General features: G+C 71.2%; 20 protein-coding genes. 12 read left to right on the top strand and 8 right to left on the bottom strand.

Features of this window, described 5'->3' with window-relative positions; all coding sequences use genetic code 11:
- Positions 1-240: 240 nt before the first annotated feature.
- Both ACIBK6_RS35015 and ACIBK6_RS35010 read left to right on the top strand, forming a co-directional pair.
- Positions 241-918, top strand: coding sequence for a response regulator transcription factor (locus ACIBK6_RS35015; protein ID WP_053725082.1), 678 nt, complete (start codon positions 241-243; stop codon positions 916-918).
- A 13-nt stretch (positions 919-931) separates the two neighbouring features.
- Positions 932-2203, top strand: coding sequence for an ATP-binding protein (locus tag ACIBK6_RS35010; RefSeq protein ID WP_399056310.1), 1272 nt, complete (start codon positions 932-934; stop codon positions 2201-2203).
- Between the two features lie 48 nt (positions 2204-2251).
- Here the strand turns inward: ACIBK6_RS35010 and ACIBK6_RS35005 are convergent, their stop codons facing one another.
- A complete protein-coding gene (locus ACIBK6_RS35005; RefSeq protein ID WP_399056308.1) occupies positions 2252-2755 on the bottom strand; it encodes a GtrA family protein in 504 nt (167 codons plus the stop codon).
- 156 nt (positions 2756-2911) lie between these two features.
- Here ACIBK6_RS35005 and ACIBK6_RS35000 point away from each other — a divergent pair, with 156 nt between their 5' ends.
- The 4 genes from ACIBK6_RS35000 to ACIBK6_RS34985 all read left to right on the top strand — a co-directional run bounded on the left by ACIBK6_RS35000 (position 2912) and on the right by ACIBK6_RS34985 (position 7103).
- Positions 2912-4051 carry a 5-(carboxyamino)imidazole ribonucleotide synthase gene (locus ACIBK6_RS35000; protein ID WP_399056306.1) on the top strand — a complete coding sequence of 380 codons (1140 nt, stop codon included), beginning with the start codon at positions 2912-2914 and terminating at the stop codon, positions 4049-4051.
- Positions 4048-4587 carry a 5-(carboxyamino)imidazole ribonucleotide mutase gene (gene purE / locus ACIBK6_RS34995; RefSeq protein ID WP_399056304.1) on the top strand — a complete coding sequence of 180 codons (540 nt, stop codon included), beginning with the start codon at positions 4048-4050 and terminating at the stop codon, positions 4585-4587. The genes ACIBK6_RS35000 and purE overlap by 4 nt, the downstream gene beginning before the upstream one ends.
- A 5-nt stretch (positions 4588-4592) precedes the next feature.
- On the top strand, positions 4593-5777 hold the full coding sequence (locus ACIBK6_RS34990; protein WP_399056302.1) for a dipeptidase: 1185 nt from the start codon (positions 4593-4595) through the stop codon (positions 5775-5777).
- 159 nt (positions 5778-5936) lie between these two features.
- Complete coding sequence (locus ACIBK6_RS34985) at positions 5937-7103, top strand: dipeptidase (RefSeq protein ID WP_399056299.1); 1167 nt, start codon at positions 5937-5939, stop codon at positions 7101-7103.
- Here the strand turns inward: ACIBK6_RS34985 and ACIBK6_RS34980 are convergent, their stop codons facing one another.
- Entirely contained in the window at positions 7104-8429 is a 1326-nt protein-coding gene (locus ACIBK6_RS34980; RefSeq protein ID WP_399056297.1) for a UDP-glucose dehydrogenase family protein, read from the bottom strand. It lies immediately after the preceding gene.
- Positions 8430-8623: 194 nt separating this feature from the next.
- On the opposite strand from ACIBK6_RS34980, the gene ACIBK6_RS34975 reads away from it, so the two are divergent.
- Positions 8624-9790, top strand: a complete 1167-nt coding sequence (locus ACIBK6_RS34975) for an acyl-CoA dehydrogenase family protein (protein ID WP_399056295.1) — start codon at positions 8624-8626, stop codon at positions 9788-9790.
- Positions 9791-9931: 141 nt separating this feature from the next.
- On the opposite strand, the gene ACIBK6_RS34970 is transcribed toward ACIBK6_RS34975, so the two are convergent.
- Positions 9932-11257, bottom strand: coding sequence for an LCP family protein (locus ACIBK6_RS34970; protein WP_399056294.1), 1326 nt, complete (start codon positions 11255-11257; stop codon positions 9932-9934).
- A gap of 118 nt (positions 11258-11375) precedes the next feature.
- On the opposite strand from ACIBK6_RS34970, the gene ACIBK6_RS34965 reads away from it, so the two are divergent.
- Positions 11376-11900 carry an acyl-CoA thioesterase gene (locus ACIBK6_RS34965; protein ID WP_399056292.1) on the top strand — a complete coding sequence of 175 codons (525 nt, stop codon included), beginning with the start codon at positions 11376-11378 and terminating at the stop codon, positions 11898-11900.
- A 17-nt stretch (positions 11901-11917) separates the two neighbouring features.
- Here the strand turns inward: ACIBK6_RS34965 and ACIBK6_RS34960 are convergent, their stop codons facing one another.
- Positions 11918-13327, bottom strand: a complete 1410-nt coding sequence (locus ACIBK6_RS34960) for an LCP family protein (protein ID WP_399056397.1) — start codon at positions 13325-13327, stop codon at positions 11918-11920.
- Between the two features lie 201 nt (positions 13328-13528).
- Here ACIBK6_RS34960 and ACIBK6_RS34955 point away from each other — a divergent pair, with 201 nt between their 5' ends.
- The gene (locus ACIBK6_RS34955; RefSeq protein WP_399056290.1) at positions 13529-14560 is read left to right on the top strand and encodes a glycosyltransferase family 2 protein; all 1032 of its coding nucleotides are present in this window, start codon (positions 13529-13531) and stop codon (positions 14558-14560) included.
- Between the two features lie 82 nt (positions 14561-14642).
- Here ACIBK6_RS34955 and ACIBK6_RS34950 read toward each other — a convergent pair whose 3' ends face one another.
- The 4 genes from ACIBK6_RS34950 to ACIBK6_RS34935 all read right to left on the bottom strand — a co-directional run bounded on the left by ACIBK6_RS34950 (position 14643) and on the right by ACIBK6_RS34935 (position 20726).
- A complete protein-coding gene (locus ACIBK6_RS34950; RefSeq protein WP_399056287.1) occupies positions 14643-16457 on the bottom strand; it encodes an LCP family protein in 1815 nt (604 codons plus the stop codon).
- Between the two features lie 55 nt (positions 16458-16512).
- A complete protein-coding gene (locus ACIBK6_RS34945) occupies positions 16513-18231 on the bottom strand; it encodes an LCP family protein (RefSeq protein WP_399056285.1) in 1719 nt (572 codons plus the stop codon).
- Between the two features lie 230 nt (positions 18232-18461).
- On the bottom strand, positions 18462-19793 hold the full coding sequence (locus ACIBK6_RS34940; protein WP_399056282.1) for an LCP family protein: 1332 nt from the start codon (positions 19791-19793) through the stop codon (positions 18462-18464).
- A 180-nt stretch (positions 19794-19973) separates the two neighbouring features.
- Positions 19974-20726 carry a TIGR03089 family protein gene (locus ACIBK6_RS34935; protein ID WP_399056280.1) on the bottom strand — a complete coding sequence of 251 codons (753 nt, stop codon included), beginning with the start codon at positions 20724-20726 and terminating at the stop codon, positions 19974-19976.
- 129 nt (positions 20727-20855) lie between these two features.
- Here ACIBK6_RS34935 and ACIBK6_RS34930 point away from each other — a divergent pair, with 129 nt between their 5' ends.
- The 3 genes from ACIBK6_RS34930 (at position 20856) to ACIBK6_RS34920 (ending at position 24481) form a co-directional block, all read left to right on the top strand.
- Complete coding sequence (locus ACIBK6_RS34930; RefSeq protein WP_399056278.1) at positions 20856-22139, top strand: peptidoglycan recognition protein; 1284 nt, start codon at positions 20856-20858, stop codon at positions 22137-22139.
- A gap of 108 nt (positions 22140-22247) precedes the next feature.
- Complete coding sequence (locus ACIBK6_RS34925; RefSeq protein WP_399056276.1) at positions 22248-23330, top strand: sugar phosphate nucleotidyltransferase; 1083 nt, start codon at positions 22248-22250, stop codon at positions 23328-23330.
- Between the two features lie 185 nt (positions 23331-23515).
- On the top strand, positions 23516-24481 hold the full coding sequence (locus ACIBK6_RS34920; protein WP_399056274.1) for a DNA-3-methyladenine glycosylase family protein: 966 nt from the start codon (positions 23516-23518) through the stop codon (positions 24479-24481).
- Positions 24482-24483 lie beyond the last annotated feature (2 nt).

The raw sequence follows: 24483 nt of genomic DNA, 5'->3' as shown, positions 1-24483 counted from the left end.
TGTGCAGAAAAGAGACCTTTGGCGCGCCAAGCAGGCCAAAGGTCCTTGAGTAGTGCTATAGGCGTTGGCACACCATACGTCACGAGACTGCGGCATATGGAAGGACTTGAGAGATGGATCACAGGCATACCTGGAACCACTGACCCCAATTCGAAGGTGTCAAACAAGATCGTGGTGTAGACCCCCAGGGTGGGTGGATCACCTCACGCGTTGTCGCCGCCGCGGACTACCATCACCCCCATGACCCGTGTACTGCTCGCCGAGGACGACGCGTCCATCTCGGAGCCACTGGCCCGCGCCCTGCGCAGGGAGGGTTACGAGGTCGAGGTGCGCGAGGACGGCCCGACCGCCCTCGACGCCGGACTGCAGGGGGGCGCCGACCTGGTCGTGCTCGACCTGGGGCTCCCCGGCATGGACGGCCTCGAAGTCGCCCGGAGGCTGCGCTCCGAGGGGCACACCGTCCCCATCCTCGTGCTCACCGCCCGCGCCGACGAGGTGGACACCGTGGTCGGCCTCGACGCCGGCGCCGACGACTACGTGACCAAGCCCTTCCGCCTCGCCGAACTGCTGGCCAGGGTCCGGGCGCTGCTGCGGCGCGGCGCCACCGAGCCGGTCCCCCAGCCCGCCACCCACGGCGTGCGGATCGACGTCGAGTCGCACCGCGCGTGGATGGGCGACGAGGAGCTCCAGCTCACCGCCAAGGAGTTCGACCTGCTGCGGGTCCTGGTGCGGGACGCGGGCCGGGTCGTCACCCGCGACCAGCTGATGCGCGAGGTCTGGGACACCACCTGGTGGTCCTCGACCAAGACGCTCGACATGCACATCTCGTGGCTGCGCAAGAAGCTCGGCGACGACGCGGCCAACCCGCGCTACATCGCCACCGTGCGCGGTGTCGGTTTCCGCTTCGAGAAGAGCTAGAGCACAGCCGAGCATGCGCCGTCGACTGATCAACTCCACCCTCGCGGTCGTGCTCGTGGTGATCGCGGTCTTCGGCGTCTCCCTCGTCATCGTCGAGACGCGGACCATCAGCAGCAGCGCCCAGGAGAGCGTGAACTCCGAGGCACTGCGGCTGGTCTCCGTCGTCGACAGCCGCACCCTGGCGAACGAGATCGTCAACTCGCAGGTCCTGACCGAGCAGATCGACCCCAAGCGGTACGCCCGCATCTCGATCCCCGGCCGCCCGGTGATCGAGATCGGCCAGCAGCCCGAGGACTCCGTCATCAAGGGCACCGCCGAGGGCGAGCGCGGCGAGTCCGTCCTGGTCGAGGAGTCCCGCTCCACGGTCACCCAGGAGGTCGGCCGCACCCTGCTGGTCATCGGCGCGGTGGCCCTGCTCGCCATCGTCTCCGCGGTGCTCCTGGCCGTACGCCAGGCGAACCGGCTGACCTCCCCGCTCACCGACCTCGCCGAGACCGCCGAGCGGCTCGGCTCGGGCGACCCGCGGCCGCGCCACAAGCGGTACGGCGTGCCCGAGCTGGACCGGGTCGCCGATGTGCTCGACTCCTCCGCCGACCGGATCGGCCGGATGCTCACCGCCGAACGAAGGCTCGCCGCGGACGCCTCGCACCAGTTGCGTACGCCGCTGACCGCGCTCTCCATGCGGCTTGAGGAGATCGCCCTCACCGACGACCTCGACACGGTCAAGGAAGAGGCCACGATCGCGCTCACCCAGGTCGAGCGGCTCACCGACGTGGTGGAGCGCCTCCTCACCAACAACCGTGACCCGCGCACCGGTTCGGCCGTGGTCTTCTCCCTGGACGAGGTCGTCAAACAGCAGTTGGAGGAGTGGCGCCCGGCCTACCGCAGCGCGGGCCGCGCGATCGTGCGCTCGGGGAAGACGGGTCTGAAGGCGGTCGGCACGCCGGGCGCGGTCGCCCAGGTGCTCGCCGCGCTGATCGAGAACTCACTGATGCACGGCGGCGGCACGGTCGCGGTGCGGACCCGCGTCACCGGCAACCAGGCCGTGGTCGAGGTCACCGACGAGGGCCCCGGTGTGCCGCCCGACCTCGGGGCGCGGATCTTCGAGCGGACCATCAGCGGCCGCAACTCCACGGGCATCGGCCTGGCGGTCGCTCGCGATCTGGCGGAGGCCGACGGCGGCCGGCTCGAAATGCTCCAGCAGCAGCCGGCGGTGTTCGCGCTGTTCCTCAGCCGGGAGGCGCGGGGGCGCCGGGAGCCGACGGAGCGGACGACGATCCGATAGGGCCGCGCACCGCTCCGAGCCCTCCGTGCGGGGGCTCAGCGGACGCGCTCAGCGCTTGGCGGGGACGGCGGGCCTGGGGGAGTCGAGAAACGATTCCGCCGTCTGTACGGCCTCCCTGGCGGGCAGCGCGCGGAACACCCAGGTGCGGTAGGACCAGAACCGGAACAGCGTGCCGAGCCCGATGCCGAGGAACTTGAAGAAGTTGTTCTGCCACGGGCTGTTCCAGCCGAATCCGTACGTCGCCGCGTACAGGATGCCGTTCTCTATCACCGCGCCGACCACGCTGAACAGCAGGAACAGGGTCAGCTCACGGGCCCGCCCGCTGTTCTCGCGGTCGCGGTAGGCGAAGTAGCGGAAGCCCACGTAGTTGAAGGCGATCGCGATCGCGGTGGCCAGCAGACTGGCCCGTACCACCTGGAGGTCGGTGGCGTGCCGCAGCAGGTTGAAGGCGCCCATGTTCACGAGCACCCCGAGCCCGCCGACCGCGCCGAACTTGGCGACCTCGCGGACGAGCAGTCGCAGTCGCGTAGGCAACGCGTCCCGTGCACTCATGGTGATCGTCCCAGCCCCGTCCGAGTCGGTGTGCTTGTCGTGCCAGTCAACCCGCCCATGCTAACCACCACCCCTGTGCAACGCCTGTGGGCACCCGAGAGTGCCCGGTGGACCCGGCCCGACGGGCCCCGCCGAGGCGGCGGATACCCTGGAGGCGTGACGTTCCCGGTAGTCGGCATGGTCGGCGGCGGTCAGCTCGCCCGCATGACCCACGAGGCGGGCATCCCCCTCGGCATCAGATTCAAGCTCCTCAGTGACACCCCTCAGGACTCGGCGGCCCAGGTGGTGAGCGACGTCGTCATCGGCGACTATCGCGACCTGGACACGCTGCGTGACTTCGCGCGCGGCTGTGACGTGATCACCTTCGATCACGAGCACGTACCCACCGAGCACCTGCGGGCCCTGGAAGCGGACGGCATCGTCGTCCGGCCGGGGCCCGACGCGCTGGTGCACGCCCACGACAAGGGGGTGATGCGCGCGAAGCTCTCGGAGATCGGTGCGCCCTGCCCCCGCCACCGCATCGTGGCGGACCCGGCGGACGTGTCCGCGTTCGCGGCGGAGGGCGCCGGTTTCCCGGTGATCCTCAAGACGGTGGTCGGCGGCTACGACGGCAAGGGCGTGTGGTTCGTGCGCTCCGAGGCGGACGCGGCGGACGCCTTCAAGGCGGGCGTCGCGGTCCTCGCCGAGGAGAAGGTGGACTTCGTACGGGAGCTGGCGGCCAACGTCGTGCGCTCGCCGCACGGCCAGGCGGTGGCGTACCCCGTCGTCGAGTCCATCCAGGTCGACGGGGTCTGCGACACCGTGATCGCGCCGGCGCCGGGGCTCAGCGAGGAACTCGCGGGCCAGGCACAGCAGTTGGCGCTCCGCGTCGCCTCGGAACTGGGCGTGGTCGGCCACCTCGCGGTCGAGCTCTTCGAGACGACCGACGGGCGCATCCTCGTCAACGAGCTGGCGATGCGCCCGCACAACTCGGGCCACTGGACCCAGGACGGCGCGATCACCTCGCAGTTCGCCAACCACGTCCGGGCCATCCTCGACCTCCCCCTGGGCGACCCGCGCCCGAGGTCGAAGTGGACCGTCATGTGCAACGTGCTCGGCGGCGACTACCCGGACATGTACTACGCGTACCTGCACTGCATGGCCCGCGACCCCCAGCTCAAGATCCACATGTACGGCAAGGACGTGAAGCCCGGCCGCAAGGTGGGCCACGTCAACACCTACGGCGACGACCTCGCGGAGGTCCGCGAGCGGGCCCGCCACGCGGCCGACTACCTCAGAGGAACGATCACCGAATGAGCAGCGCACCCGTAAACGGCCCCCTCGTCGGCATCGTGATGGGCTCGGACTCCGACTGGCCGGTCATGGAGGCCGCCGCCCAGGCGCTGGACGAGTTCGAGATCCCGTACGAGGTGGACGTCGTCTCCGCGCACCGGATGCCGCGCGAGATGATCGCGTACGGCGAGCAGGCCGCGGGCCGCGGTCTGAAGGCGATCATCGCGGGCGCGGGCGGCGCCGCCCATCTGCCCGGCATGCTCGCCTCGGTCACCCCGCTGCCCGTCATCGGCGTGCCCGTCCCGCTGAAGTACCTGGACGGCATGGACTCGCTGCTCTCCATCGTGCAGATGCCCGCGGGCGTCCCGGTGGCGACGGTCTCGGTCGGCGGCGCGCGCAACGCGGGCCTGCTCGCCGCCCGCATCCTGGCCACGCAGGACCCCGAACTCCTCGCGCGCATGCGGGAGTTCCAGCAGGAGCTGGGCGACCAGGCGATGGAGAAGGGCAAGCGGCTCCGGACGAAGGTCGAGGGTTCGGGCGCGTTCGGATTCGGAAAGTGAGTGCCATGACTCATCTCGAAGAAGCCCGCGTGCTGCTCGCCCGCCACCCCGTCGTCGACGGCCACAACGACCTGCCCTGGGCGCTGCGCAAGAAGGCCGGGTACGACCTCGACCGCTGCGACATCGCGACCGATCTGACCGGCCGCACCCACACCGACCTGGGGCGGCTGCGGTCCGGCGGGGTCGGCGCGCAGTTCTGGTCCGTGTACGTCCGTACCGACCTGGCGGGCGACGAGGCGGTCAGCGCGACCCTGGAGCAGATCGACTGCGTCGACCAGCTCCTGGCCCGCTACCCCGGCGACCTGGCGCCCGCGCTCACCGCGGACGACATGGAGGCGGCCCGCGCCGAGGGCCGCATCGCCTCGCTCAAGGGCGCCGAGGGCGGCCACTCCATCAACAACTCCCTCGCCACGCTGCGGGCGTTGTACGCGCTCGGCGTGCGCTACCTGACGCTGACCCACAACGACAACCTCGCGTGGGCGGACTCGGCGACGGACGAGCCGGGCGTGGGCGGCCTCTCGCCCTTCGGCCACGAGGTCGTCCGCGAGATGAACCGCATGGGCATGCTGGTCGACCTCTCGCACGTGGCGGCGACGACGATGCGGGCGGCGCTGGCCACGTCCGTGGCGCCGGTGATCTTCTCGCACTCCTCGGCGCGGGCGATCTGCGACCACCCGCGCAACATCCCGGACGACGTGCTCGCCCAGCTGCCGTCCAACGGCGGGGTGGCGATGGCGACCTTCGTACCGAAGTTCATCCTGCCCGCGGCGGTGGCCTGGACCCAGGCAGCCGACGAGAACCTGCGCGCGCACGGCCTGCACCACCTCGACACCTCGCCCCAGGCGATGAAGCTCCACGAGGCCTTCGAGGCGGCGAACCCCCGCCCCGTCGCCACGGCCGCGACGGTCGCGGACCACCTGGACCACATGCGCGAGCTGGCCGGCGTCGACCACATCGGCATCGGCGGCGACTACGACGGCACGGCGTTCACCCCGTCCGGCCTGGACGACGTGTCTGGCTACCCGAACCTGATCGCCGAACTCCTTTTCCGCGGCTGGTCCCCGACCGACCTGGCGAAGCTGACGTGGCAGAACGCGGTACGGGTGCTGCGGGACGCGGAGTCGGTGTCGAGGGAGCTGCGCGCCCAGCGGGGTCCCTCGAACGCGACGCTGGCCCAGCTGGACGGCTGACCAGGGAGCTGGGGGATGTCCGGCCGTGATCCGCCGGACACCCCCCTGGGAAGGGCGGGGCGGGGAAGTCCCCCGAACGCCCCGCCCGCCGCGACCGCCGTCGCCCGGCGTGACACCGTGGTGACGACCTGCCGTCACCGCCGACACCGGGAGCCCGTCATGGCAGATCTGCAGGACGACCCCCAGGACACCCCGGCGGTCGGCGAACTCGACGAGCCGGCGCAGGCCGCGCCGCCGGAGCAGGAGCAGGAGCAGGACCACGACCCCGCCCCCGCCCCGGAGGACGGCGGCCACGACCTCGACCGGGCCCGCACGCTGCTCGCCGCGCACCCCGTGGCCGACGGCCACAACAGCCTGGCGAGGGCGCTCGCGCTGATCCCCTGGCACGATCTGGAGGCCGGCGAGAGCTGCCTCGACACGGACATCCCGCGGCTGCGGGCCGGCGGCGTCGGCGCGCAGTTCTGGGCGCTGACCGCCGAGGGCGACCGCCCCGACCCGGTCGGCAACACCCTCGAACGCCTCGACCGGATCCGCTGCCTGGTCGCCTCCTACCCGGAGGGCCTGCGGCTCGCGCTGTCCGCGGGGGACCTCGCCGAGGCCCGCAACTGCGGCCGCATCGCCTCGTTCCTCGGCCCGGTCGCCGCGCACGCGCTCGGTGATTCGCTGGGTACGCTCCGGTCCTTCCACCTGCTGGGGGTGCGGGCTCTTTCGCTCACCCCGGGCACCCGCTGGACCGAGCCGGGGCTCAGCCGCTTCGGGCTCGAAGTGGTGCGGGAGTCGAACCGGCTCGGGATGCTCCTCGACCTCTGCGGCGCCACCCCCGACACCTGGCGCCGCACGCTCGGCAACTCCAGGGCCCCCGCGCTGCTCTCCCGCTCGGCGGCGGCCTCCCTCACCGAGCACCCGCTGAACGCCTCGGACGACCTGCTCGCCGAGATCGGAGCGCACAACGGCGTGTGCCTGGTGAGCTTCGCCCCGGAGCAGATCGAGCGGACCGGCGGGACCGTCTCCGTCCACGATGTGGCCGACCACATCGAGCGGGTGTGCGAGGTGGCCGGGCCCCGCCACGTGGGCCTCTCGGGAACGTACGGGATGATCACGGGCGCACCGCGCACCCAGGGCCTCGAAGACGCGTCCTGCTATCCGACGCTGATCGCGGAACTCCTCGGGCGTGGCTGGACCGACCCCGAAATCGCGGCCCTGACCTGGGAGAACCTCGCCCGGGTCGTCCGCGACGCGGAGTTCACCGCCCGCGGCGCCCGGAGCATCGCGTCCACCGCCACGATCGAAGAGCTGGACGGACCCGGTCAGGCACAGGTTCTCTGATCAGGCGCGCGGGCGGCCCATCGCGCGGTAGGTCCAGCCCGCGTCCCGCCACTTGGCGGGGTCGAGCGCGTTGCGTCCGTCCAGGATGATCCGGCCGGCCGGGGCCGGGGCGAGCTCGGCGGGGTCGAGGTCGCGGAACTCGCGCCATTCGGTCAGGTGCAGGACGACATCGGCGCCGCGCACCGCCGCGGGCGCGGAATCGGCGTAGCCGAGCGTGGGGAAGAGGCGGCGGGCATTGTCCATGCCCTTCGGGTCGTACACCGTGACCTGGCCGCCCTGAAGGTGGATCTGCCCGGCGACGTTCAGCGCGGGGGAGTCCCGTACGTCGTCGGAGTCGGGCTTGAAGGTGGCGCCGAGGACGGCGACCCGCTTGCCGAGGAAGGTCTCGCCGCCCACCGCCTCGCGGGCCAGCTCCACCATGTGGCCGCGGCGCCGCATGTTGACCGAGTCGACCTCGCGCAGGAAGGTCAGCGCCTGGTCGGCGCCGAGCTCGCCGGCCCGCGCCATGAATGCCCGGATGTCCTTGGGCAGGCAGCCCCCGCCGAAGCCGATGCCGGCCCGCAAGAACTTCTTGCCGATGCGCTCGTCGTGCCCGATGGCCTCGGCCAGCTTCACCACGTCGCCGTCGGCGGCCTCGCACACCTCGGCCATGGCGTTGATGAACGAGATCTTGGTGGCGAGGAAGGAGTTCGCGGCGGTCTTGACCAGCTCGGCGGTCGGGAAGTCGGTGACCACGAACGGCGACCCTTCGCCGACCGGCACCGCGTAGATCTCGCGAAGGAGCTTCTCGGCCCGCTCGCTCTCCACGCCGACCACGATCCGGTCCGGGTGCAGGGTGTCCTGGACGGCGAAGCCCTCGCGCAGGAACTCGGGGTTCCACGCCAGCTCCACGCCCTCGGGCAGACCCGCGGCGAGCCGGGCTGCCGAGCCGACCGGCACCGTCGACTTGCCCACGACCAGCGCGCCGTCCCGCAGCTGCGGTGCGAGCGAGCCGAAGGCGGCGTCGACGTACGACATGTCACAGGCGTACTCACCGTGCTTCTGCGGGGTGTTCACGCACACGAAGTGCACATCGCCGAACGCGCCGACCTCCTCCCAGGAGGTGGTGAACCGCAGCCGCCCGCTGGAGCCCTCGACGCCCGCGACGTGCTTGGCCAGCAGTTCCTCAAGGCCGGGCTCGTACATGGGGACGCGCCCGCGCGCGAGCATCTCGATCTTCTCCGGCACCACGTCGAGGCCCAGCACCTCGAACCCCAGCTCCGCCATGGCCGCGGCATGGGTCGCTCCGAGGTATCCGGTGCCGATCACGGTGATCTTGAGGGCCATGCGGTGCTCCTGGAAGTGCGGCTCGGGGAGGCGGGCTCGGGCGTACGGGCGACAAACGCGCTGCCCGAGCATAGTCGGGCCCCGGCGAAGCCCTCTTTCGGGCTGTCGCCAAGCTCACGTATGCCTGCGGCGGCCCAGCCCTCTAAAATTAGGTTACTTAACGGTAGTTAGCGTCCCTTGGGGAGTGAGAGACCTTGGCCGGAACGGCTGGCAACTCGGATTTCGACCTGTACCGCCCGTCCGAGGAGCACGACATGCTCCGCGACGCCATCCGCTCGCTCGCCGAGGCCAAGATCGGCCCGTACGCGGCTGAGGTCGACGAGCAGGCCCGCTTCCCGCAGGAGGCGCTCGACGCGCTGGTGGCCAACGACCTGCACGCCGTGCACGTGCCGGAGGAGTACGGCGGCGCGGGAGCCGACGCGCTCGCGACCGTCATCGTGATCGAAGAGGTCGCGCGGGTCTGCGCCTCCTCTTCCCTCATCCCCGCGGTGAACAAGCTCGGCTCGCTCCCGGTGATCCTCTCCGGCTCCGAGGAGCTGAAGAAGAAGTACCTGGGCCCGCTGGCCAAGGGCGACGGCATGTTCTCGTACTGCCTCTCCGAGCCCGACGCGGGTTCGGACGCGGCCGGCATGAAGACCAAGGCCGTGCGCGACGGCGACTTCTGGGTCCTCAACGGCGTGAAGCGCTGGATCACCAACGCGGGCGAGTCCGAGTACTACACGGTGATGGCCGTGACCGACCCGGAGAAGCGCTCGAAGGGCATCTCCGCCTTCGTCGTCGAGAAGGGCGATGAGGGCGTCTCCTTCGGCGCCCCCGAGAAGAAGCTCGGCATCAAGGGCTCGCCGACCCGCGAGGTCTACCTCGACAACGTCCGCATCCCGCTGGACCGCATGATCGGCGAGGAGGGCACCGGCTTCGCCACGGCGATGAAGACCCTGGACCACACCCGCATCACCATCGCGGCCCAGGCCCTCGGCATCGCGCAGGGCGCCCTCGACTACGCGAAGGGTTACGTCCAGGAGCGCAAGCAGTTCGGCAAGGCGATCGCCGAGTTCCAGGGCGTCCAGTTCATGCTGGCCGACATGGCCATGAAGCTGGAGGCCGCCCGCCAGCTGACCTACTCGGCCGCCGCCAAGTCCGAGCGCCTCGACAGCGACCTGACGTTCTTCGGCGCCGCCGCCAAGTGCTTCGCCTCCGACGTCGCGATGGAGATCACCACCGACGCCGTCCAGCTCCTCGGCGGCTACGGCTACACCCGCGACTACCCGGTCGAGCGGATGATGCGCGACGCGAAGATCACGCAGATTTACGAAGGCACGAACCAGGTCCAGCGGATCGTGATGTCGCGGAACCTTCCGTAGCGAGACTTCAGCGGCCCAGCGGCCCAGCGGCTCAGCGGCTCCAGCGAGCGGCCCGGCCTCCGGAAAGCGCCGCTGACCTGCACACATACGAACGGCCCCCGCATGATTGCGGGGGCCGTTCGTGCGCCAACTGCCGGGCGGCTACTTGACCGTGACCTTCTCGTCGTTCTTCAGCTCGTTCACGAGTTGCGTGACCTTCGGCTTGTCCCAGAGCAGGGAGGTCTGGGGGCCGTCGCCCGAGACCGGCATGTTCATGGAGAGGCCGCTGCCGCTGGTGATGCCCTTCATCGCCCAGAACATGTCGGCCAGGTCGAACAGGCCCATGTCCTTGTCGACGATCAGGGTGTCCAGGCCCGCGCCCATCACCGGGTACAGCTTGAAGGGGTTCAGGAGGGTCGTCGGGGTCGCCGTCTGGCTGGCGATGGCGGCCAGGAACTTCTGCTGGTTCTTGGTGCGCTGCAGGTCACCGGCGGCGTAACCGTGCCGGTTGCGTACGAAGGCGAGGGCCTGCTGGCCGTTGAGGGTCTGCTTGCCCTTCTTGAAGTCGGCGCCGGAGTCCTTGTCCTTGATGTCCTGCGGGATGTCGAGCTCCACGCCGCCGACCGCGTCCACGATGTTCGCGAATCCCGCGAAGCCGATCTCCGCGTAGTGGTCGATGTGCAGTCCGGTGTTGGCCTCGACGGTACGGACCAGCAGCTCCGGGCCGTCGATGGAGAACGCCGCGTTCAGCTTGTTCTTGCCCGGGGACGGGAACTGCTTTCCGGACTGGGAGCCCTTGAAGCTGGGGATCGTCATCCACGAGTCGCGCGGCAGCGAGACCATCGTGTTCCCGTTGTCGCCGACGTGCAGCAGGATCATCGAGTCGGTCCGCTTGCCCTCGGCGGAGCCGGTGTGCAGCTTCTGCTTCAACGCCGCGGACATGCCGTCGCGGGAGTCGGAGCCGACGATCAGGTAGTTGGTGCCCTTGCCGCCGGCGGGCCGGTCGATGACCTTGGAGAGGTCGACCTCGCGGCGCATCTTGGAGTCGGCCCAGAAGTAGGTGCCGACCGAGGTGGCCAGCACGGCGACCACCAGGACCAGCGCGCCGATGGTGATGCGCTTGCGCCAGTTCGGCGCCGCCCCGGGCCGCCGCCCGCCGCCGCGCCGCGGCCCCTCGGGTCCACCGGGCCCGCCAGGACCGCCCGGGCCGCGGCCCGCCGGGCTGCCGTAGACCTGGCCCTCGCTGTAGCCGTCGTACGAGCCGGGCGCGGGCACCCGGGGCGCGCCGCTGCCGTACTGCTGCTGCCCGGGGCCGTCGTCGTACGCGGGCTGCTGCTGGGGGACGGGGCGCTGCGGCGGGGCGGGCCGCTGGACGTGGCGCATCCGGCGCGCACCCTCGGGCTGCGCGGCAGAGCTGCCGCGGCCGTAGGCGTCGCGGTCACCGTTCCCGCGGGTATTGCCGTCGAGGGCGTCGGGCCATTCGTTCATGCCGTCCAGCATGCACGGGCGCCCCGGGCGGCTGACAAGGCGGGTGTGGATTCGGGGCAGGGCTGTTGCAAGGCTGATGCAATGAGCGCTGCCGAGCGCGCCGCCTAAAGTGGAACGCATGACTGATCTTCCGGGCAAGCCGACCTCGGCCTCCCGAACCACCCTGAGCCACATCATGACCACCCATGACACCAACCTCCTCGGCACGGTGCACGGCGGCGTGATCATGAAGCTGGTGGACGACGCGGCGGGCGCGGTCGCCGGGCGCCACTCGGGCGGCCCGGCCGTCACCGCCTCGATGGACGAGATGGCGTTCCTGCTGCCGGTCAGGGTCGGCGACCTGGTGCATGTGAAGGCGCAGGTCAACTGGACCGGCCGGTCCTCCATGGAGGTCGGCGTGCGGGTCCTCGCCGAACGCTGGAACGAGTCGACCCCGGCCCAGCAGGTGGGCTCCGCCTACCTCGTCTTCGCGGCCGTCGACGCCGACGGCAAGCCCCGCCGGGTGCCGCCGGTGGTCCCGGAGACCGAGCGCGACGAGCGCCGCTACCAGGAGGCGCAGATCCGCCGCACCCACCGGCTGGCCCGGCGCCGCGCGATCATGGACCTCCGCGAGAAGCGGGCGGCCGAGGGTCTTGACGACTGAACCCCGCCACACCGGGGTCAGGGGCAGACCACCTGGTCCCCGGTCACCGTTGCGAAGTCTCCCTGCGGCGGCTCCTCCGCCCGCACCGGGACCACGTCCTTGAAGTCGGCGCCCGCCGTCACCTTCATCGTGAGGCCGAGCCCCTTGACCGGGCGCAGCTCGCTGCCCGGCAGCGCGACCGCGAGCGACCTCGCCGAGCGGTCCCAGCGCGGGTCGTACTCGATCAGGGTGCGGCGCATCTCCAGGTTGGTGCTCGCCAGCGGGGCGCCGGTGGTCGTGAAGCCGGTCGCGTGCAGCGCGTCGTGGACGCGGCGGCCTAGCCCGTCGGTGTGGGTCCCGTTGTAGACCTGCACCCGGATCTGGTCGGGCGCGACCTCGACCATCGCGCCGGTCCCCTTCCGCAGCGGCTTGGCGGCCGGCTGCGGCGTGGCCTTCGGCGTGTTCTGCGGGGCGTGCGGGGCCAACGGCCTGTCGTCGCGCAGCAGTTGGAACAGCTTCTTCGCCTTGGCGTCGTCCCACTTCACGGTCGAGCCCACGCCCTTGACGGGGAAACTGAGCTGCCCGAGCGGCACGGTCGTGAAGTCGGAGGACGAGGGTGACAAGCCCTTCATCGCGCTGCCGAGGCCCAGCATCTCCTCCACCCCGAAGCCCTCGTCGGCGCGTACCGAGGAGAGCAGGGCCGCGGCGGCCTCGCGGAACTTCGCCGGGTTCAGGAGCACCCCGTTGCTCGTCGCCTTGGAGATCAGCGCGGCCAGGAAGCGCTGCTGGCGCTGCATCCGGCCGAGGTCGGCGGAGCCGTCGGTGTGCCGGGAGCGTACGTACTGGAGCGCCTCGCCGCCATTGAGCTGATGGGTGCCCGCCGCGAGGTCGAGCCCGCTGTAGGAGTCCTTCAGGGGACGGGCCGTGCAGATCTGCACCCCGCCGACCACGTCGACCGTCCTCATGAAGCTGGTGAAGTCGACCTCCAGGTAGTGGTCGATCTTCAGCCCCGTCATGTTCTCGATGGTGCGCACGGTGAGCCCGGGGCCGCCCTCCGCGTAGGCCGCGTTCAGCTTCACCGGGTGCTGGGGGCGGCGCTGGCCGGTGGCCTCGTCGGTGCGCTCGGGGACCTCGGCGTACGAGTCGCGCGGCAGGCTCACCACGCTCACCCGGCTCCGGTCCGCCGAGAGGTGCAGCATCATGATCGTGTCGGTGCAGTGGCAGGCCTCCCCGCCGAGCCGGTACTTCTGCTTCTCCTCCGGCGTGATCTTGTCCCGGCCGTCGGTGCCGACGAGCAGGATGTTGGTGCCGTGGCCGCCCTGCGGCCGGTTCTTCATGTCCCGGAACGGGTCCACCCGGCCGATCCCGCCGTCAAGACCCGTCACCACCGCGTGGCCGACCCCGCCCGCCCCCAGCACCAGCACGGACAGCGTGGTCGCGAGCCGCATGCCCCAGCGGGGCCGCTCGTCCTGCTGTCTGCTGCGGGGCGGAACGCTGCGCGCGGGGCGCGGGCGGGGCGGCGTGGGCACGGGGACCTCCGCGGGTGACAGGGGGATCTTGAGCACCGTAGGCCCATACGATCAGCTACCCCGTGCACCGCCCCGGCCGCCGCGCGACCCTGTCCCCCATTCGCGGTAACGTGACCACCGATGAACGCCACGCCTGCTGTTTCCGTGATCATGCCGGTTCTCAATGAGGAGCGGCATCTGCGCAACTCGGTCCGTCACATCCTGGAGCAGGAGTACCCGGGCGAGATGGAGGTGGTGATCGCGCTCGGCCCGTCCACGGACCGCACTGACGAGATCGCCGCCGAGCTGGTACGGGAAACCGCATCCAATGAACGAGCCCGGGTCCACACCGTCCCGAACCCCACCGGGCGTACGCCGGCGGCCCTGAACGCCGCGATCAAGGCCTCCCGCCACCCGATCGTGGTACGCGTCGACGGCCACGGCATGCTCTCGCCGAACTACATCGCCACCGCCGTACGCCTCTTGGCGGAGACCGGCGCGCAGAACGTCGGCGGCATCATGCACGCCGAGGGCGAGAACGCCTGGGAGGACGCGGTCGCGGCCGCGATGACCTCGAAGATCGGTGTCGGCAACGCGGCCTTCCACACCGGCGGCGAGGCCGGGCCCGCGGAAACCGTGTATCTGGGTGTCTTCCGGCGCGAGGCGCTTGAGCAACAGGGCGGCTACAACGAGGAGTTCATCCGCGCCCAGGACTGGGAGCTGAACTTCCGGATTAGGGAGGCCGGCGGCCTCATCTGGTTCTCGCCCGAGCTCAAGGTCCAGTACCGGCCCCGCCCTTCGGTGAAGGCGCTGGCCAAGCAGTACAAGGACTACGGGCGTTGGCGCCATGTGGTGGCCCGCTACCACGAGGGCTCCATCAACCTGCGCTACCTGGCGCCGCCGACCGCCGTCTGCGCGATCGCCGCGGGCGTCGTCGTGGGCGCCGCCCTCACGCCGTGGGGCTTCGTGGTCCCGGCCGGCTATCTGGCCGCGATCGCCGCGGGCTCCGTCCCGGCCGGCCGGGGGCTCGGGCTGAAGGCCCGCGCGCAGATCCCGGTGGCCCTCGCCACCATGCACATGTCCTGGGGCTACGGCTTCCTCACCAGCCCCAAGGCGCTGGCGAAGAAGGTCATCGCGAGCCGCCGCCCGGCGGTGCGGACCACGTCGGTCTGAGCGTAATAAGACACACAGCGCGGACGAAAAGAGGGGGCGCCCGGTGCCTTTCGGCATCCGGGCGCCCCCTGTCGCGTACCGGCTACCAGCGGTAGGGCGCGTACACCTCCATGCAGGCGCCCGTGTTGGCGCCGTTGACCGACTCGGTGTCCTTGAGCGGGTCGCTCTGCTTAGGGTCCTGCTTCGGGTAGCTGTCGCCGCTGCGCCAGTCGCCGCCGACCACCAGGGTCAGGCCCTTCACGTCGGACGCCTTGACCGCGCTGGAGGGCAGGCCGAGCGCCGTGGCGACGGACTCCGCGTCCGCCTTGCCCTGTGCGCCCGCGTCCTTCGGGTAGTCGACCTCACTGGTCGGCGCGGGCTCGCTGGAACCGGTCGCGGCCTTCTTGAAGCCCTTGGCCTGGAGCGCGGAAACCACCTCGCCGGCCCGGCCCGTGACGGCCTGGCGGCCGTCGGTGCCGGTGCCGTTGACCACGCTCACCGCGAGCGAGTCGGCGGCCGTCGCGGCCGGGCCCTTCGACGTGCTGGGCGCGGGCTTGCCGTCGTCCTTCTGGTCGAGCGGCTTGTCGTCCCGCAGCATCGCCCACAGCGCGTCGGCCCTCGCCTGGTCCGGCACCACATGGGAGTTGGGGTCCTGCGGGTCGGGGAGACGCGGCATGGTCAGCATGTTGATGCGGTCCATGGGGATGTTCTTGAGCTCCATGCCCAGGTCGAACAGCTTCTTGACGGTGCCGAGTTCCGAGGAGACCTGGAGCGACTTGGTCGCGGTCTCGGCGATGTCCATCAGCCGGCCGGTGTCGGTGAACGCGTTCTCGCTCTTGAGGTTGCGGATCACCGAGTTCATGTACATGTGCTGGGCCTCGGAGCGGCCGAAGTCGCTGCCGAAGGCGTGCCGGGTGCGCAGCCACTGCAGGGCCTGCTCGCCCTTGACCGTGTGCTTGCCCGCGCTGAGGTGCAGGTGCGAGCCGCCGGGCTGGGCCTTGGTGGGGTGGTCGTCGATGTTCTGGTTCACACAGACGTCGGCGCCGCCCACCGCGTCCGAGATGGCGACCACACCGGCGAAGTCGACCATCATCCAGTGGTCGATGTAGATGCCGGTCAGCTTCTCCCAGGTGTCCAGGACACAGCCCGCTCCGCCGCGCCCGAGCGCGTTGGTGATGACGTCGTTGGTGGGCTTGAAGACCTTGTTCTTCGCGGTGTCCTTGCACTCGGGCAGGTCCACCCGGGTGTCGCGCGGAATGCTCACCACGGAGGCGTTCTTGCGGTCCGCGGAGACGTGGAGCAGCATCTGGACGTCCGCGTGCGGATCGGATCCCCGGCTGTCCTTGGCGCCGCCGAGCCGGACGTCCTCGTCGGAGTTCCGGCTGTCGGAGCCGATCAGCAGGATGTTCAGGGGCGTCTGGCCCTGGGCGTTCGGCGAGGCCTTCTTGGCGTCGCTGCCGCCCGCACTGCGGTCGCCCTTGCGGATGTTGCTGTTGAGGTGCTGGTAGTACAGGTAACCGGCGCCGGCCGTCCCGATTATGAGGACCGCGAGCGTGATGGCGGTCCATCTCAGTACCCGGTGCTTGCGTTCGGCCCGTTTGCGGGGCCCGCCCCTGCGGTGCCCGTCGGCCGCTGCGTCGTCGTCGGCGCCACCCCCGCCGCCGGACGCACCGGACGCGGACTCGGCGGCGCCGGACTCGCCGGGCTGTGCGGATTCGGCGGATCCCGCGGATCCCGCGGATCCTGCCGAACCCGTGGATCCCGCGGGCTCCTTGGGCCCTGCGGAATTCTTGGGTCCCGCGGAATTCTTGGATCCGCCGGACGCGTCGGTCTCGTACAGGCTCTCGTCCCAGCCGAGTTCGCCCGCATGGTCCACGCGTTCGCGCGGCCCCTCCCCGCGCACGCTGTTCTTGCCCACCCCAAAACCCCCTGTCGTTCGGACTCCCCCTGGGCCCGGGCGGGCCGTGAGTCCGTTACTTGGCGCACACCGACTTGTCGGCTTCGACCTTCTGAATGCCCTCCGGAGCCTTGGCCGGAGCGGCGATGGGTGTTCCCGCCTGCTTGAAGTCGGGGCCGAGGGTCAGCACCATGGCCTCCTTGCCCACGGCGTCCTTCGTGCCCGGTTGCAGAGCCGAGGCGGACAGACCGAGCAGATCCGCGAGCTTGCGGGCCTGGTCGGCCTGGTTCGGCGCGTAGGCCAAGGCCGTGGCCGGCACCTTGGCCGGCGCGTTTGAGCCGTTGCTCGACTTGAGTACGTTCTCCTGGTTCTGCAGCCAGGTGACCACCGTCCCCGCGGAGCCGGGCGCCGCGCCGCCGTTGAACACGGTGACCCGTACGTCGGAGGCCTTGGCGCGCGGGCCGTTGAGGCGGGCGGCCTCGTCGGCGGCGGCCGCGCTCTTGGCGTCCGCCTCCTTCTTCTTGACCTCGGTCAGCGAGGTGTCGGCGCGCAGCATCGCGAACAGCGCGTCGGCCTTCGTCGGGTCGGGCACGACCGTGACGTGCACCTTCTTCTCCGCCGGATTGTCGATGACCGGCAGCGTGGTGAAGGTGATGTTCTTCGCGTCGATCTTGCCGAGCACCTGGGCGAGGTCGGTCAGCTTCTTGATGCTGCCTATTCCGGAGTCGACCGTGAGCGCCTTGGTCGCGGCGTCCGCGAGACCGTACATCTTGGTCGGGCTGCTCAGGGTGTCGTCCGACTTCATCTGCCGGATCATCGAGCCGAGGAACTGCTGCTGCTGCTTGATCCGGTCGAGGTCGCTCTCGTTGCCGAAGCTGTGCCGGGTGCGTACGAACGCGAGCGCCTGCTCGCCCTTGACGACGCTCTGGCCGGCCGGGAGCTTCAGATGCGACTTGGGGTCGTTCACCGGCTTGGTGAGGCAGACCTTGACGCCGCCGACGGCCGTGGACAGCTCCTTGACGGCGTTGAAGTCCGCCATCATGAAGTGGTCGACGTTGAGCCCGGTGAGCTGCTTGACCGTACGCATGGTGCACCCCGGGTCGCGGCCCTCCTGGCCGAGGCTGGTGTTGAACCGCACGTTCTTCTCCGCCCGGACGGTCTTGGTGGTGCCGTCCTTCTGCTTCGTCGGACAGGCGGGGATGTCGGTGACCATGTCGCGGGGGATGGACATCGCGGTCGCGTTGGTCCGGTCCGCCGAGACGTGGATGAGGATGTTGGTGTCGGCGTGGCCCTCGCTGCCCGCGTCGCCGTATCCCTCGTTGCCCTTGCCGACCCGTTTGTCGGTGCCGATGACGAGGACGTTGAACGCCCCGTCCGGAATGGTGCTCTTGCTGCCCGCGTCACCGACGTCGACGGTGTTGAGGTTGCCGTTGAAGTGCTGGTAGAGCCAGTAGACACCGCCCGATCCGGCGATGAGGACGAGCCCCATCACGCCGCCCGTCCACAGCAGCACCTTCTTTTTGCGGGTCGCCTTGGGCTTGCGCTTGCGGCGGCCGTCGGCGGGCTCCTCGGTGGAATTCCCGGCCCGGCGGTTGCGCTGCTCCGGCACCTCGCGGCGCCCGGAACGGCCTGTTCTTCTGCTGGATGCGGTGTCCGTCGTCGACCTGGAGGGGCCCGAATCCGACTGCGTACCGGAAGGGTTCAGTCGCAATTCGTAATTGCCGGTCTCCGGGTTGAGGACCCACTGGTCGGCGGGGTCGACCCCGTCCGCCCGCCCACGGCTCTGCGCATCCACGGTCGTTTCTGTCCTCCGTCGGTGCCGAGTCGCTTCCCCCAAAGCGCTCAATCATTCGCTCCTGCAGTGCGCGGCCCGCTGGCCGCTCGCACCGGATCGCGTCACACTATCTGGCCAGTTCGACCAAGAGCGACGGCCGTGACAAATTGCACGCCATTTATAACCGGGCATTTGGCCTCAATTCGCTGACGGGCACGGTCTTTTCACCGGTCCGCTGCCACCCGCATCCGCTATCCGCACATGCCGGAGGCCGCGGTGGTCCCGGTGTACGCCGACGGGCTCGGCGAGGGGTCCGGGTCGTCGGGCTTGTCATCGGCGCCGGAACCCGCCCCGTCCTTGTTGCTCGCGCTCGCCTTCTCCACGGCCGGGGTGGCGGCCACCTTGACCGGAAGATCGTCCCGCAACTGCTTGAACAGCCGGTCCGCGTCCGGCTGTACGAGCTCGTCGCGGTTCTGGTCGTACGCGTAGGCCTGACGCGGAACGGTGAGGAACTGTACGTTCTCGGTTGGAATGCCGCGCATCGAACGCACCAGGCCGTACAGGTCCCTCAGGGTGTTCAGACCGGGATCCGTGGTGAGCGACTTGGTCGCCGCGTCCAGGACCGGGTACAGCCGGGCCGGGTTGAGCAGCACGCCGTTGCTCTGCACCTTCTTTACCAGCGAGCCGAGGAACTGCTGCTGGCGGTCCATGCGTTGGGTGTCGCTGCCGTCGCCGATGCCGTGCCGGGAGCGTACGAAACCGAGCGCCTGCTCGCCGTGGAGCGTCTGGCGTCCGGCGGGGAGCTTCACATGGGCCTGCTGGTCGTCGACCGGTTCCTTCAGGCACACCTCGACGCCGTCCACCGCGTCGACCATGTCCTTGAACCCGTTGAAGTCGACCACCATGTGATGGTCGACGCGGACGCCGGTCAGCTTCTCGACCGTACGGATCGAGCAGGCCGCGCCGCCGAACTCGAACGCCCAGTTGAACTGGGCGAATTGCTCCTTGGTGCGGGTGCCGTCCGGCTTGCCGCAGCCGGGGATGTCCGTCATCAGGTCGCGCGGCAGCGAGACGGCGGTGGCGCTGCGCCGGTCGGCGGCCAGGTGCAGCAGGATCGTGGTGTCCGAGCGCTGGCTGCCGCCGTCGTCCCTGCCGTACCTGGCGTTGCTGCCCGCGCGCGAGTCCGAGCCGATGAGCAGCAGGTTCTGCGCGCCGTGCACGAGGGAGGCGGGCCGCTCCCGATCGTAGACCTCCAGCTCGTGCGCGGCGGAGGTGTCGGTGTGGATGTTGCCGTCGAGCTTCCGGTAGAACCACCAGCCGGTGCCGGCCGCGGCGAGAACGGCGAAGGAGACGCCGAGCGCGGTCCAACGCAGCCAGTGGCGGCGGCCGTTGGAGCCGGGGGCAGCGGGTGCGTCCGGCCCGCTGCCGGTGTCCGGGGTGGCCGCGGCCTCCGCGTCGGGCCCGCTGCCGGTGTCGGGGGTGGCCGACTGTGACGCGTCGGGCCCGCCGGCGGTGTCCGGCGGTGGCTGCCCGGCCCCGGCCCGGTGCTCCGGTTCGGGGGGCGTGCCAGCACTGTCGGTCACGTCGGCGTCCATCCTTCACGGCCATCACGGGGTCGGCGGCGCGCCGGTCCGCCGGGCACCCCGGTGGACGACCGCATCGCGCGTGGTTGTGCGTACGGTCGATCATGTACCGGGGTGGGCGGCGGGGCCCGGGGACTCGGCCTTCAGTGGGCCACAAGGGTGGAGATTGCCGGACGCCCCCTAGAGGGAGCGGTGGGTGACCCGCTCGCTCTCGGCCCGCTTCTCCAGCCCGCCGTCGGCCAGTTGGCCCAGGTTGCGGCACAGGACGACTGAGCCGCCCGCGGCGAGCGGCGCGTACAGCCCGTCGGCGAGCCCGCGCCAGCTGTCGTACGGGAGCGCCGAGAGCAGCCTCGAACCGGCGCCGAGGCCGAGTCCGGAGGCCTCCGCGCGGGCCCGCGCCACGAGTTCGGCGGCGCTCGCCCCGACCCCGTCGACGGCGAGCGCGGGGGCGTCCGGATCGACGGGCGCGTACGGCGCGAACCGGTCGCCCTGGCTCGGCACCTCGACGGCGTAGTCCACGAAGCCCGCGGGCGGCTGCGGGAAGCGGCCGCCGAGCGGGCGCAGCGCGAGCGCCACCCGCTCGCCGGTGCAGGCGCGGGCCTCCTCCAGCGTGTCGGGGCCGCTGACCACGAGGTCGGCCGCGGCCGGATCGCCGCCGATCTCGACGGCCACGCCCACCGAGTGGCAAGCCATCAGCCACACGGCGCTCTGCCAGTGCGCGGGCAGCAGCAGCGCGAGCCGGTCGCCGGGCGAGGCGGCGAGATCGCCCTGGAGCAGATTCGCGGTCTTGGCCACCCAATTGGCGAAGGTGGCGACGGACAGTTCCACGCGCTCGCCGGTGGCGTCGTCGTAGAAGGTGATGAAGGGGCGGCCCGGGTCCGCGGCGAGCGCGGATCGCAGCAGGTCGGCAGGGGTGCGGTCGCTGGCGTTCACACGGGCAAGGCTACGGGGCGCGCCCCGGGCCCACCGGCACCGGTGGGACGGCGGCGTACACCGGTTTGGCCGACGGCCCGTCAGCCCAGCAATGGACAGATTTGTACGAGTATGTCCACGATCGTCAGCATGCGTAACTTCCTTGCGTCTTCGATCGGTGCCGCCGCTGCCGTGGCCCTCGCGCTCCCTCTGACGGCCACGGTGCCGGTGGCGGCGGCACCCGCCGCGGCCGAACCCTCCGCCGCCGAACCCGGGGGCTCCACCCAGTCGCTGCCGCTGGCCCCGCTGCCCGGCGCCGACCGCGCGGCGGGCGACGCCTCCCAAGAGGGCCTGGCGCAACGGGAGGTGCGGCCGTTCTCCCTGGTCGGCGTGGTCTGGGACGACGCCAAGGACGAACTGCACGGCAGCGTCCAGGTCCGCAGCCGGGCCCGGGCCGACGGCGCCTGGTCCGGCTGGCAGGACCTGGAGACGCACAACCACGACCACGCCGCCGACCCGGGCACCCCCGAGGCCGCGGGGCCCCTGCACGGTTCCACCGCCCCGCTGTGGGTCGGCGACTCGAACGCCGTCGAGGCCCGCGTGAGCGCCGAACCGGCCGACGGCGAGACGGGTGCCGCGCCGCTCCCCAAGGGCTTGCGCCTGGACCTCGTCGACCCCGGCGCGGGACCCGCCGCGGGCGAGGAGAACGAGAACTCCCGCGCCGGGCAGGGCCCCACGGTGCTGCCCGCGCTGGACCGGGCGGCGAGCGAGGCCGAGGCGTCGGAAATGTCCGCGGAGTCCGGCACCGCACCCCGGGCCCGCCCGTACGTCGGGGCGCGGCCGCGCATCATCACCCGCAGGGGCTGGGGCGCCGACGAGCGGCTGCGCGAGCGCGGCTTCGTCTACACCAAGAGCGTCAAGGTCGCCTTCGTCCACCACACCGATTCCGGCAACGGATACAGCTGCGCGCAGTCGGCGTCCGTCCTGCGCAGTATTTACCGCTACCACGTCAAGAGCAGTGGCTGGCGGGACATCGGCTACAACTTCGCCGTCGACAAGTGCGGAAACATCTACGAAGGCCGCGCCGGGGGTGTGGCCAAGCCCGTCATGGGGGCGCACACTCTCGGTTTCAACACCAACAGCACGGGCATCGCGGTCCTTGGCACGTACAACAACACCAGCCCGTCGGCGGCCGCACTCAAGGCCATTGAGCGGCTCTCGGCCTGGAAGCTCGGGCTGTACGGAGTGAACCCGGCCGGCCGGAGCACGCTGGTCTCGGGCGGCGGCAACCGCTACAAGAAGGGGCGCAGCGTCAGGTTCAACGCCATCGCCGGTCACCGCGACGGATTCGCAACCGACTGCCCGGGGGCGCGGCTGTACAGCAGGCTCGGCACGGCGCGGGTCGCCGCGGCGCACTACCAGGGCCGGCGCTGACCGGGCCGCATGAGCATCCGGACAGTCTGCATACACTGGCCGGCCGGGAGTTCCGCCAGAACGCGACGGAATCCGAAGGCCGGCCCCAGCAGGAAGCAGAGACGACAGGTGACAGAAGCGATCCTCCTGGTCGGCGGCAGGGGCAGCAGGCTGCGCCCGCTCACGGTGAACACGCCCAAGCCGATGGTTCCGGCGGCCGGCGTCCCGTTCCTCACCCACCAGCTGGCCCGGGCCCGGGCGGCGGGCGTCGACCACATCGTCCTGGCCACCTCCTACCTGGCCGAGGTGTTCGAGCCGTACTTCGGCGACGGCTCCGCGCTCGGCCTCAGCATCGAGTACGTGACGGAGGACGAGCCGCTCGGCACCGGCGGCGCCATCCGCAACGTCGCGTCCCGGCTGCGCTCGGGGCCCGACGACCCGGTGCTGATCTTCAACGGCGACATACTGACGGGCCTGGACATCGGGGCGCTGGTGTCGGCCCACACCTCCTCCGGCGCGGACGTCTCCCTGCACCTCACCCGGGTCGAGGACCCGAGGGCGTTCGGGCTGGTCCCCACGGATCCGTCCGGGCGGGTCACGGCGTTCCTGGAGAAGCCGCAGACCCCCGAGGAGATAGTCACCGACCAGATCAACGCGGGGGCGTACGTGTTCCGCCGCTCGGTCATCGACAGCATCCCGGCGGGCCGGCCGGTCTCGGTGGAGCGGGAGACCTTCCCCGGCCTGCTGGCCGACGGCGCCCACCTCCAGGGCATGGTCGACTCGACGTACTGGCTGGACCTGGGCACCCCGCAGGCGTTCGTCCGCGGCTCGGCCGACCTCGTGCTCGGCCGTGCCCCCTCCCCGGCCGTCCCCGGCCGCTGCGGCGACCGCCTCGTCCTGCCGACGGCGACGGTCGCGCCCGACGCAAAGCTGACCGGCGGCACGGTGGTGGGCCACGGCGCGGTGGTCGGCGAGGGGGCCCGGATCACGGGCAGCACGATCCTGTCCGACGCGGTGATCGAACCGGGCGCGGTGATCACGGACTCGCTGGTGGGGGCCGGGGCGCGAATCGGCGCGCGGACGATCCTGGCCGGAGCGGTCGTGGGTGACGGGGCGAGGGTGGGCGCGGACAACGAGCTCCGCGAGGGGGTGCGGGTGTGGTGCGACACCGTGCTCCCGGCGGGAGCCCTCCGCTTCTCCTCCGACCAGTAGGCCTGGTCGCGGCTCCCCCGCAGGGGCTGGATGCGTGCTCTTACGGCTGCGGGCCGTGCGTGGTTGCTCGCGCAGTTCCCCGCGCCCCTTCCAGTCTGCGGGCCGTGTGTGGTTGCCGGGCGGAGCCCCAGAGGGGGCGCCGGTACCGCTGTACCCTCGAAGGGCACCCACCCCCAGAGGACACCGTGGCAGGACGATTCACCCCCCGCACCCCCGGTACCGGCAGCATCTCCCCGCCCCGGCCCGCCGGGCACACGCGGGTGTGGACCCTGCCCGGCCCCCTGGACCTCGCCCTCACGCTGGGGCCACTGCGGCGCGGCCCCGCCGACCCCACCTACCGCACCACCCCCGACGGCGCGGTGTGGCGCGCCTCGCGGACCCCGGACGGCCCCGCCACCCTGCGGGTCACCGCCCGCGACGGCGCGGCGCACGCCGAGGCGTGGGGGCCGGGCGCGGCGTGGATGCTGGGCCAACTCCCGGCGATGCTGGGGGAGTTGGACGACCCGGCCGCCTTCGAGCCCCGCCACCGCCTCGTCGCCGAGACGCACCGCGCCCGCCCCGGCCTGCGCCTGACCCGTACCGGCCTGGTCCTGGAATCCCTGATCCCCTCCGTCCTGGAGCAGAAGGTCACCACGGACGAGGCCTACCGCGCCTGGCGGCTCCTGGTGCGCACGTACGGGGAGCCCGCCCCGGGCGCGCCCGGGGGCATGTACGTCATGCCCGCCCCCCGGACCTGGGCGCTGATCCCGTCCTGGGAGTGGCACCGCGCCGGGGTGGACTCCAAGAGGTCGGCCACGATCCTGCGCGCGGTGCGGGTGGCCCGCCGGATGGAGGAGGCGGCGAAGATGACCCCGCGGGCCGCCGCCGAACGCCTCCACCTCATCCCCGGCATCGGCCCGTGGACCTCGGCCGAAACCCTCCAACGAGCCATCGGCGCGGCCGACTTGGTGACGGTCGGCGATCTCCATCTGCCCGGCATCATCGGCCACGCCCTGGCGGGCAACCGCAACGCCGACGACGCCGAAATGCTGGCCCTGCTGGAACCGTACGCGGGCCACCGCCACCGAGCCGCCCGTCTGATCCTGCTCAGCGGCCGGACCCCGCCCCGCCGGGCCCCGCGTATGCAGCCCCGCAACATCGCGCCGCTGTAGGC

The organism is Streptomyces sp. NPDC050485 (genome assembly GCF_044458185.1).
GTDB lineage: Bacteria > Actinomycetota > Actinomycetes > Streptomycetales > Streptomycetaceae > Streptomyces.
Note: the sequence above shows the minus strand (reverse complement) of the source record. Positions and strands in the feature narration are given on the sequence as shown.

What these genes read in the sequence shown, in the direction of transcription:
- ACIBK6_RS35015 (WP_053725082.1), top strand. Translation starts at nt 241, where the DNA reads ATGACCCGTGTACTGCTCGCCGAGGACGACGCGTCCATCTCGGAGCCA.
- ACIBK6_RS35010 (WP_399056310.1), top strand. Translation starts at nt 932, where the DNA reads ATGCGCCGTCGACTGATCAACTCCACCCTCGCGGTCGTGCTCGTGGTG.
- ACIBK6_RS35005 (WP_399056308.1), bottom strand. Translation starts at nt 2,755, where the DNA reads ATGAGTGCACGGGACGCGTTGCCTACGCGACTGCGACTGCTCGTCCGC.
- purE (WP_399056304.1), top strand. Translation starts at nt 4,048, where the DNA reads ATGAGCAGCGCACCCGTAAACGGCCCCCTCGTCGGCATCGTGATGGGC.
- ACIBK6_RS34990 (WP_399056302.1), top strand. Translation starts at nt 4,593, where the DNA reads ATGACTCATCTCGAAGAAGCCCGCGTGCTGCTCGCCCGCCACCCCGTC.
- ACIBK6_RS34985 (WP_399056299.1), top strand. Translation starts at nt 5,937, where the DNA reads ATGGCAGATCTGCAGGACGACCCCCAGGACACCCCGGCGGTCGGCGAA.
- ACIBK6_RS34980 (WP_399056297.1), bottom strand. Translation starts at nt 8,429, where the DNA reads ATGGCCCTCAAGATCACCGTGATCGGCACCGGATACCTCGGAGCGACC.
- ACIBK6_RS34970 (WP_399056294.1), bottom strand. Translation starts at nt 11,257, where the DNA reads ATGAACGAATGGCCCGACGCCCTCGACGGCAATACCCGCGGGAACGGT.
- ACIBK6_RS34965 (WP_399056292.1), top strand. Translation starts at nt 11,376, where the DNA reads ATGACTGATCTTCCGGGCAAGCCGACCTCGGCCTCCCGAACCACCCTG.
- ACIBK6_RS34960 (WP_399056397.1), bottom strand. Translation starts at nt 13,327, where the DNA reads ATGCGGCTCGCGACCACGCTGTCCGTGCTGGTGCTGGGGGCGGGCGGG.
- ACIBK6_RS34955 (WP_399056290.1), top strand. Translation starts at nt 13,529, where the DNA reads ATGAACGCCACGCCTGCTGTTTCCGTGATCATGCCGGTTCTCAATGAG.
- ACIBK6_RS34930 (WP_399056278.1), top strand. Translation starts at nt 20,856, where the DNA reads ATGCGTAACTTCCTTGCGTCTTCGATCGGTGCCGCCGCTGCCGTGGCC.